Origin of the sequence: Actibacterium sp. (assembly GCF_041584535.1) — a bacterium.
Lineage (GTDB): Bacteria > Pseudomonadota > Alphaproteobacteria > Rhodobacterales > Rhodobacteraceae > Actibacterium_D.
The window spans coordinates 1-8,638 of the sequence record NZ_JBFHDW010000098.1 but is presented as its reverse complement, the minus strand read 5'-3'; the positions used below and the strand labels follow the sequence as shown (position 1 = coordinate 8,638).

General features: G+C 62.6%; 9 protein-coding genes. 4 read left to right on the top strand and 5 right to left on the bottom strand.

Features of this window, described 5'->3' with window-relative positions:
- Positions 1-148 precede the first annotated feature (148 nt).
- Positions 149-1,180: a sensor histidine kinase gene (locus tag ABYW26_RS06725; RefSeq protein ID WP_372604008.1), complete on the bottom strand. Its 1,032-nt coding sequence runs from the start codon at positions 1,178-1,180 to the stop codon at positions 149-151.
- A 214-nt stretch (positions 1,181-1,394) separates the two neighbouring features.
- Here ABYW26_RS06725 and ABYW26_RS06720 point away from each other — a divergent pair, with 214 nt between their 5' ends.
- Entirely contained in the window at positions 1,395-1,769 is a 375-nt protein-coding gene (locus ABYW26_RS06720; RefSeq protein WP_372604007.1) for a hypothetical protein, read from the top strand.
- 6 nt (positions 1,770-1,775) lie between these two features.
- Here the strand turns inward: ABYW26_RS06720 and ABYW26_RS06715 are convergent, their stop codons facing one another.
- Genes ABYW26_RS06715 through ABYW26_RS06705 form a run of 3 tightly spaced genes read right to left on the bottom strand, consistent with a single transcriptional unit; the run spans position 1,776 to position 3,821 of the window.
- Positions 1,776-2,300, bottom strand: coding sequence for a gamma carbonic anhydrase family protein (locus ABYW26_RS06715; protein ID WP_372604006.1), 525 nt, complete (start codon positions 2,298-2,300; stop codon positions 1,776-1,778).
- Positions 2,297-2,938 carry a guanylate kinase gene (gmk, locus tag ABYW26_RS06710; RefSeq protein ID WP_372604005.1) on the bottom strand — a complete coding sequence of 214 codons (642 nt, stop codon included), beginning with the start codon at positions 2,936-2,938 and terminating at the stop codon, positions 2,297-2,299. Before gmk ends, ABYW26_RS06715 begins: the two co-directional genes overlap by 4 nt.
- A gap of 4 nt (positions 2,939-2,942) precedes the next feature.
- Positions 2,943-3,821: a YicC/YloC family endoribonuclease gene (locus ABYW26_RS06705; RefSeq protein WP_372604004.1), complete on the bottom strand. Its 879-nt coding sequence runs from the start codon at positions 3,819-3,821 to the stop codon at positions 2,943-2,945.
- 157 nt (positions 3,822-3,978) lie between these two features.
- On the opposite strand from ABYW26_RS06705, the gene ABYW26_RS06700 reads away from it, so the two are divergent.
- Positions 3,979-4,605, top strand: a complete 627-nt coding sequence (locus ABYW26_RS06700) for a PAS domain-containing protein (protein WP_372604003.1) — start codon at positions 3,979-3,981, stop codon at positions 4,603-4,605.
- A 13-nt stretch (positions 4,606-4,618) separates the two neighbouring features.
- Here the strand turns inward: ABYW26_RS06700 and ABYW26_RS06695 are convergent, their stop codons facing one another.
- Complete coding sequence (locus ABYW26_RS06695; protein WP_372604002.1) at positions 4,619-5,986, bottom strand: class II 3-deoxy-7-phosphoheptulonate synthase; 1,368 nt, start codon at positions 5,984-5,986, stop codon at positions 4,619-4,621.
- Positions 5,987-6,254: 268 nt separating this feature from the next.
- Here ABYW26_RS06695 and ABYW26_RS06690 point away from each other — a divergent pair, with 268 nt between their 5' ends.
- Both ABYW26_RS06690 and ABYW26_RS06685 read left to right on the top strand, forming a co-directional pair.
- Positions 6,255-7,190: a GlxA family transcriptional regulator gene (locus ABYW26_RS06690; protein WP_372604009.1), complete on the top strand. Its 936-nt coding sequence runs from the start codon at positions 6,255-6,257 to the stop codon at positions 7,188-7,190.
- Positions 7,191-7,296: 106 nt separating this feature from the next.
- Positions 7,297-8,490 carry an ABC transporter substrate-binding protein gene (locus ABYW26_RS06685; protein WP_372604001.1) on the top strand — a complete coding sequence of 398 codons (1,194 nt, stop codon included), beginning with the start codon at positions 7,297-7,299 and terminating at the stop codon, positions 8,488-8,490.
- The last annotated feature ends 148 nt before the right edge of the window (positions 8,491-8,638 follow it).

Here is an 8,638-nt window from a genome sequence, read left to right as displayed (position 1 = left end):
TGGCTGCCCGTCTCGGCAACCTGTGAAGGCGTCCTAGGGGCGGTTGGCTATGGTTTTGTGACAGAGACGTAACAGTTGTATGACAATCGCTGCGTCGCAGAAAGTTAACGCGGCCGGATTTGTCGGCATATTTGCCCAAGCTGTCTGCTTAACCCACGGGAAGTATGACAGAAAAACAACTGCCCTGCCCCGGAACGCTGTCGATCCGGAACCGGCCACGGTGGCGATTTACAATATGTTTTACGATCGCCAACCCCAGACCGGTGCCGCCCATCTCGCGCGAGCGGTGGGAATCGACGCGATAGAATCGCTCGGTGAGTCGCGGGATATGCACCGGATCGAACCCTTCACCCTGATCGCGCACATCGACCCGGATGCCGGGGCCGCGAAACGCCAGCTCGCGCTCGATCGGGCTCAGGGTGACCGTCACCTTGCCGCCGGTGCCGCCATATTTCACCGCGTTTTCGATCAGGTTGATAAAGACCTGCAACAGCTGATCGGGATCCCCCGGCACCGGCTGCGGCTGATCGGCGCCGACAAGGGCGATGGTGACATCAGCGTCATCCGCCACCGGCCGCAGCGATTGCGCCGCCGAGCGCACCAGCGCCGCCAGATCGACCTGCGCCATCGGCCGCAAGCGTTCCTCGCCCTCGACCCGCGACAGCGACAACAGATCGCGCACCAGCCGGTTCATCCGCTCGGCCTCGCGCGCCATGATCTCCAGAAACCGGTCCCGCGCCACCGGATCGTTGCGGGCATTGCCGCGCAGGGTCTCGATGAACCCCAGCAGCGCCGTCAGCGGGGTTTTCAACTCGTGACTGACATTGGCGACGAAATCGCGCCGCATCTGCCCGGCGCGTTCGCGTTCGGTGACGTCCTCGAAACTCAGCAACACGCCCAAACCTTCGACCGGGCTGGCGGTGACATCATAAGTGGCGTCGCGGCCGTGGCCCGAGGTCAGATAACGGATGCGCCGGGTCTGGCCCAGCCGCAGCGCCTCTTCGGTGCAATCCAGCAGCGCCGGTTGCCGCAATGCCGTGACATAATGCCGACCCAGCCCCGCCTGCCCCAACAAATCCTTGGCCGGCTGGTTCATCGCAACCATGCGTTCGGATCGGTCGATCATCACGGCGGGTGCCGGCAAAGCTGCCAGAATTCGCGCCACCAAATCGTCTTGCATCGGCTGTTTCTCCGGGTTTCAATCAAGGTGCAGGGTTGCGTGGTGTGGCAAATTTGTAAACGGGTCCAAGGTTTTGCCCCATCGCGAGAAATGTCAGGCCTTTATTTCAACCTGAATATGTATATCGTGGCGACATTCAGGTTTGAGAACAACAGCCTGTCACGTTTAATCACATTTGGGCGGCGCCCTTTTGAAAAATAAGTCTCGGGGTCGAATGAGTCGACTGGACGAATTGCTGGAACTCCCCGAAATGGGTGGAACGGAACCTCTGGTTCTGGCCGTCGGCGTGAGCAAAGAGGAAATGTTCCAGTATTCCGGGGGCTTGACCGACTCTCAGATCGAATTTCTGCCCTTCATGCTGATCCATGCCGCGCTGGCCCGCGCCCCTTGGGCCGAGCTGATCGTTACGCCGCTGGTCTCGGATTATTTCGACGCGATGGATATGGCGACCGAACTGGCGCTGGCGGGTTATCGCGGCACCTATGCGGTGATCCTGCCGCGTCTGCCGCGCCCGGAAATCGTCCGGCGCGAGCTGAACGCGATCTGTCCGGGCCTGCGGATCGAACTGTGGAACCGCGCCCGTCATTAACCGGTCTTAGCCGATCTTAACCAGACCATCGCGGAATCGGCGCATGTTGGCCTGATAGCCACGGGCCGACGCGCGCAGGCCTTCGATGGTCGCGGCGTCCAGTTCGCGGATCACCTTGCCCGGCGATCCGATCACCATGCTGCCATCGGGAATGACCTTGCCTTGCGGAATCAGCGCCCCGGCCCCGATCAGGCAATTCTTACCGATCTTGGCGCCATTCAGCACCGTCGCCCCCATGCCGATCAGGGTTTCATCGCCGATTTCACAGCCATGCAACATGACCTTGTGACCGATGGTGCAATCGCGCCCGATGGTCAGCGGATAGCCCATATCGGTATGCAGCACACAGTTTTCCTGCACATTGCTGCCCTGCCCGACGATGATCGGTTCATTGTCGCCGCGCAGCGTGCAGCCGAACCAGACCGAGCCCCCGGCCTGAACCTCGATCTGCCCGATCAGGTTGGCATCAGGTGCAACCCAGCTATCGGCATCCAGTTTCGGTTCATGTCCATCCAGCGCATACAGGGTCATTTGCGGTCCTCGAATTCGGTGTTCAGGCCACGCACAAAGGCGTTCAGCCCGGTCTGACGGTCTCGTTTCAGGCGCTCGGCGGTGATGATCGCCTGCAATTCGGCAAAGGCCACGTCCAGATCCTTGTTGATCAGAACATAGTCATATTCGGCCCAATGGCTGATTTCGTCACGGCTTTTCTGCATCCGCCCGGCGATCACCTCGTCGCTGTCCTGCGCGCGGGTCTTCAGGCGGCTTTCCAGTTCGGCGATCGACGGCGGCAGGATAAAGATCGACACCACATCCTTGTTCAGCGCCGAATTGCGCACCTGCTGGCCGCCCTGCCAGTCGATATCGAACAGCACGTCATGGCCGGCGGTGATCGCCTGTTCGACCGGGGCGCGCAGGCTGCCGTAGAAATTGCCGAACACCTCGGCATGTTCCAGCATTCCGTCGCTGTCGATCAGGGTCTGGAACTGTTCGCGGCCAAGGAACAGGTAATCGCGGCCATGCACCTCGCCGGGGCGCGGGGCGCGGGTGGTGGCGGACACCGAAAAGCGAAAACTGTCATCCCAGTCCAGCAGGCGCCGCGTCAGCGTCGATTTCCCTGCGCCCGAGGGCGATGACAGAATGATTAACAGCCCGCGCCGGGTGGCCATGTGCTTACTCCACGTTCTGAACCTGTTCGCGCATCTGATCTATGGTGGCCTTGAGGTCAAGGCCGATCCGGGTCAGGTCGGCGGATTGAGATTTCGAGCACAAGGTGTTGGCCTCGCGGTTGAATTCCTGCATCAGGAAATCCAGCTTGCGGCCCACCGGGCCGTCCATCTCAAGCAGATCCCGCGCCGCGCCGATATGGGCGGTCAGGCGGTCCAATTCCTCGCGCACATCGGCCTTGACGGCCAGCATCACCAGTTCCTGCGCCACCCGGTCTGGATCGGCGCCATCGGTATTTTCCAAGACACGGGCAAGGTTTGCACGCAGAACTTCACCTGTTTGTTCCAACCGCGCGGCGGCCAGATCGGCGGATTGCGCGACCAAAGTTTCGATGGTGGCCAACTGATCCAGCAGCACCGCTTTCAGCGCGACACCCTCGCGCGCGCGCATGTCGTTGAAGGCGTCGATCAGCGCCGGAAGATCGGCCATGATCGCCGCCATCAGCGGCCCGGTTTCCTGATCGGCCTGCCCGGCTTGCTGAACGCCGCGCATCGCCAGAACATCGGCCGCGCTGGTTTTGCGCAGGTCGAAATCCAGCTCCAGCGCCGCTTGTTCCACCTTGCGCACCGCCAGCAAGGCGGCGGTCAGCGCCGCCTCGTCAATCGGCAAGGCCTCGGCCCCGGCTTCGCGGCTGATCCGCAGGTTCAGGCTGACATTGCCGCGCCCGATCCGGGCGGTCAGCGCGGTGCGCACCGCTTGTTCCAGCCCGGCGATCCAGTCCGGCAGCCGCAGCCGCAGGTCCAGACCCTTGGCATTGACGCTGCGAATATCCCAAGCCCAGCGAAAGGCGCCATCGCCGCCCTGCCCGGCTGCAAAGCCTGTCATCGAATTAACCATCTGCCCGGAATTGCCTCCACCCATGTGGCATTTCATGCCATGTTAACACTTGGGTAACCATTGTCTTGCCTGCTGTTACCACAGCGCGACGGCAAACGACAACGGGCCGCTGGGGGCGGCTGGTTCTGCGGCGATAGGTGGCGCGATGTTTTCAGGTCCGGACAAGGTGGTGACGCTGTTGCGGCGACAGGCGGGCGCGCCCATGCATCTGATCAACGAGGTCGAGGCCTATTGGCACGGGCTGCGTCAGGGGCCGACCCTGCCCGCCCGTGCCCAGATCGACCCGCGCGGGCTAAGCCGCGCCTTGCCGAATGTGTTCATCCTTGAACGGATCGCGCCGCATGTGGTGCGGTTTCGGCTGTCCGGTCAGGCGCTGGCGCCGCTGTTGGGGATGGACCTGCGCGGCATGCCGCTGAGTGCGCTGCTGACGCCTGAGGCCCGGGCCGAGATGGAACCGCATATCGCGGCGCTGTTCGATACGCCAATGGCGCTGCGGTTCAGCCTGAGCGCCGAATGGGGCATCGGCAAACCGGGGTTGAGCGCCGAGATGATCCTGCTGCCATTGTTAGGCGATGACGGGCAAGTGTCGCGGGCCTTGGGTTGTCTGGTGACCAAGGGCCGCATCGGCCATGCGCCACGGCGGTTCCGCATCACCGGATTGAACGCGCGGCCAATTGCGACGCCAACCGCCAACGCCGCGCACCCCGAAAACGCCCCGGAACGCATAAGGCCGGACGCATCGCGCCCGGCCTTGTATCTGGTCAAATCCTGACGGCCTGAGCCGCTTACATCACCGCGCGATGCGCCTCGTGGCGGCGGCTGGACAGTTCCTCGGCAACGAGGAAGGCCAGTTCCAGCGATTGGCTGGCATTCAGGCGCGGATCGCAAGCGGTGTGATAGCGATCCGACAGGTCCTCGTCGGTCACAGCACGGACACCGCCGGTGCATTCGGTCACGTCCTTGCCGGTCATCTCGAAATGCACACCGCCGGGGATCGTGCCCTCGGCCTTGTGGATGGCAAAGAACTCCTGCACCTCGGCCAGCACGTAATCGAACGGCCGGGTCTTATACCCCGAGGCCGACTTGATCGTGTTGCCGTGCATCGCGTCGCAGGTCCAGAGCACGTTCGCGCCTTCTTCCTGCACCGCCTTGATCAGGCGCGGCAGGTGGTCGCCAACCTTGCCGGCACCGAAACGGGCGATCAGGGTCAGACGCCCGGCCTCGTTTTCGGGGTTCAGCTTTTGCATCAGAACCTTCAGGTCTTCGGCGGTGGTGGTCGGCCCGCATTTCAGACCGATCGGGTTCAGAACGCCACGGCAGAATTCCACATGCGCACCGTCGGGCTGACGGGTGCGGTCGCCGATCCAGATCATGTGACCCGAGCCCGCCACCGGCAGGCCGCTGGTGGAATCGATGCGGCACAGGGCCTCTTCATATTCCAGAAGCAGCGCCTCGTGGCTGGTGTAGAAATCGACCTGGCTCATCTTGGCGGTGGTGTCGGCGGTGACGCCGGCAGCCGACATAAAGTCCAGCGTGTCCGAGATCCGTTCCGCCATCTCGCGGTATTTCTCGGATTCCTCGCGGTCGGTAAAGCCCAGCGTCCAGCTGTGAACGCGGTGAATATCGGCGAAACCGCCCTTTGAGAACGCCCGCAACAGGTTCAGCGACGCCGCAGCCTGCGTATAGGCCTGCAACATGCGCTGCGGGTCGGGAATGCGGGCTTCGGGGGTGAAATCAAAGCCGTTGATGATGTCGCCGCGATAGCTGGGCAATTCGACGCCGCCGATGGTCTCGGTCGGGGCCGAGCGCGGCTTGGCGAACTGACCGGCCATGCGGCCAACCTTGATAACCGGCACCTTGGCGCCAAAGGTCAGCACGATCGCCATCTGCAACAGCACCTTAAAGGTGTCGCGGATGGTGTCGGCGCTGAATTCGGCAAAGCTTTCGGCGCAATCGCCGCCCTGCAACAGGACGGCCTCGCCGCGCGAGGCGGCGCCCAGCTTGGCCTTCAGCGACCGGGCCTCGCCAGCGAACACCAGCGGCGGGTATTTTGCGAGCTGAGCCTCGACGGCCTTCAGCGCCGCCGGGTCGGTATAATCGGGCATCTGCACGCGAGGCTTGCTGCGCCAGTCGGATTTTTGCCACTTGGTCATTGTCTCGCTCCCGAAACGTCGTTGTCAGGGCTGTGCTTATACGCAAACCCTTTCAGCCATGCCAGCCTGAAATCGGCCCGAACCGCCCGGCCCACTAAGGGCTGCGGCGCCGCCACATCTTGATCCCCGGCGGTAAACCTGTTTCGCTGCGCCGAAACCAAACGAGATTGATTTGAAAAAACCGGCGGAAACTGCGTTCAAGGTTACGGTGTCTGCACCGCCCGCCCGGCCAAGGCGGTTTGTTTTCGTGCTGTTGCCGCAGTTTACCATGCTCAGCTTTGCCTGTGCAATCGAACCGTTGCGGCTGGCCAATCGCATGTCCGGGCAACCCCTTTATGACTGGACCCTGACAAGCGAAACCGGTGCGCCGGTGGCCTGTTCAAACGGTGTCGCTTTTGCGGTCGACAGCGATTTGCCGGTGCTGGGGCGCGACGACGTGGCGCTGGTCTGTGGCGGCATCGACGTTCAGGCCGCGACCACGAAACCGTTGTTGAACTGGTTGCGGCGCGAGGCGCGGCGCGGCTTGACCATCGGCGGGCTGTGCACCGGCGCCTATGTGCTGGCGCGGGCCGGGTTGCTGGATGGCAAGCGGGCGACGATCCACTGGGAAAATCAGGACGGGTTCGAGGAAGATTTCACCGACGTGGCCCTGACCCATTCAGTGTTCGTGATCGACGGCAACCGTCTAAGCACCGCTGGCGGCACCTCGTCGATCGACCTGATGCTGAAACTGATCGCCGATGATTACGGTGACGATCTGGCCAATGCGGTGGCGGATCAGCTGATCTATTCGTCGATCCGCACCGATGGCGACAGCCAGCGCCTGTCAATTCCGACCCGGATCGGTGTGCGTCATCCCAAGCTGGGTCAGGTCATCCGCCAGATGGAATCCAATCTGGAAGACCCGATCAGCCCGGCGCAGCTGGCGCAAGAGGCCGGGATGAGCACGCGGCAACTGGAGCGGCTGTTCCGCCGCTATCTGAAACGCAGCCCCAAGCGCCACTATATGGAATTGCGCTTGTCCAAGGCCCGCAACCTGCTGATGCAAACCGATATGAGCGTGATCAACGTCGCGCTGGCCTGCGGCTTTGCTTCGCCCTCGCATTTTTCGAAATGCTACCGGGCGCAATATGGCACCACACCCTACCGCGAACGCGGCACACAAGGGGCCGCGCCCACTGCCGAGGCCGCCCGCCCCGAGTGACGCTGCGAAAATTCGTTAAAGTGACCTGTTGGCGCAGGCTTTTCTTTTAAGAACAGGCACTCTACGCTTTGGTTCAGAACATCTGTTCCAATAAGGGAGTTACATAATGAAGAAACTGCTATTGGCGACCGCCTTGACCGCTGTCGCGTCCAGCTCGGCCTTTGCGGCTTCGCATGGGAACACTGTGAAAATCGGCGTTCTGCTGGGCTTTACCGGCCCGATTGAATCGCTGACTCCGCAAATCGCGGGCGGCGCCGAGATCGCGATCAACGAAGTGTCGAACTCGGGCAAGCTGCTGGGTGGCGCCATGGTCGAAGCGGTGCGGGCTGACAGCACCTGTGTCGATTCCGCCGCTGCCACTGCTGCTGCCGAGCGTCTGATCACCGCCGAAGGCGTGGCCGCGATCATGGGCGCCGATTGTTCGGGCGTGACCGGCGCGGTTCTGGCCAACGTGGCGGTGCCGAACGGCGTTGTGATGATTTCGCCCTCGGCCACCTCGCCGGCGCTGACCACTGCCGAAGATAACGGCCTGTTCTTCCGCACCGCCCCGTCGGATGCACGTCAGGGCGAAGTCATGGCGGACATCCTGATGGAACGCGGCATCACTTCGGTTGCCGTGACCTATACCACCAACGACTATGGCAAGGGTCTGGCCGACAGCTTTGTCGCCTCTTACGCCGCTGCTGGCGGCACCGTGACGCTGAGCGCCTCGCATGAGGATGGCAAGGCCGATTACGCCGCCGAAGTCGGCGCGCTGGCTTCGGCCGGTGGCGATGCTCTGGTTGTGGCCGGTTACGTCGATCAGGGTGGCGCGGGCATCATTCAGGCGGCACTGGACGCTGGGGCGTTCGAAACCTTTGTTCTGCCCGACGGTATGATTTCTGACGCCCTGACCGACAAGTTCGGCAAGGATATCGACGGCTCGTTCGGCCAGCTGGCCGGGACCGACAGCCCGGGTGCCGCGAAATACGCGGAAATGGTCGGCGACGCGTTCGATCCGACCTCGCCCTATGCCTCGGAAGCCTATGACGCGGCGGCGCTGCTGCTGCTGGCGATGCAGGCCGCAGGATCGTCCATGTCGGCCGATTTCAAAGACAAGGTGGAAATGGTCGCCAACGCTCCGGGCGAACCGATCTATCCGGGTGAACTGGGCAAGGCGCTGGAAATTCTCGCCGCAGGCGGGGACATCGACTATGTCGGCGCCACCGATGTCGAACTGATCGGCCCCGGCGAAAACGCTGGCAGCTATCGCGAGATCGAAGTCAAAGACGGCGTCATCACCACGGTGAAATACCGCTAAACGATCGGGCTGGCCTGCCTTGCGCGGGCCAGCCCCAACAAGGACCAAAGGTCCATGGGGGGTTGGGGAATGATCGTCGCAACGGGCATTCACAAGCATTTCGGCGGATTTCGTGCGGTGGACGGCGCCAGCATTGAAATCGAGACCG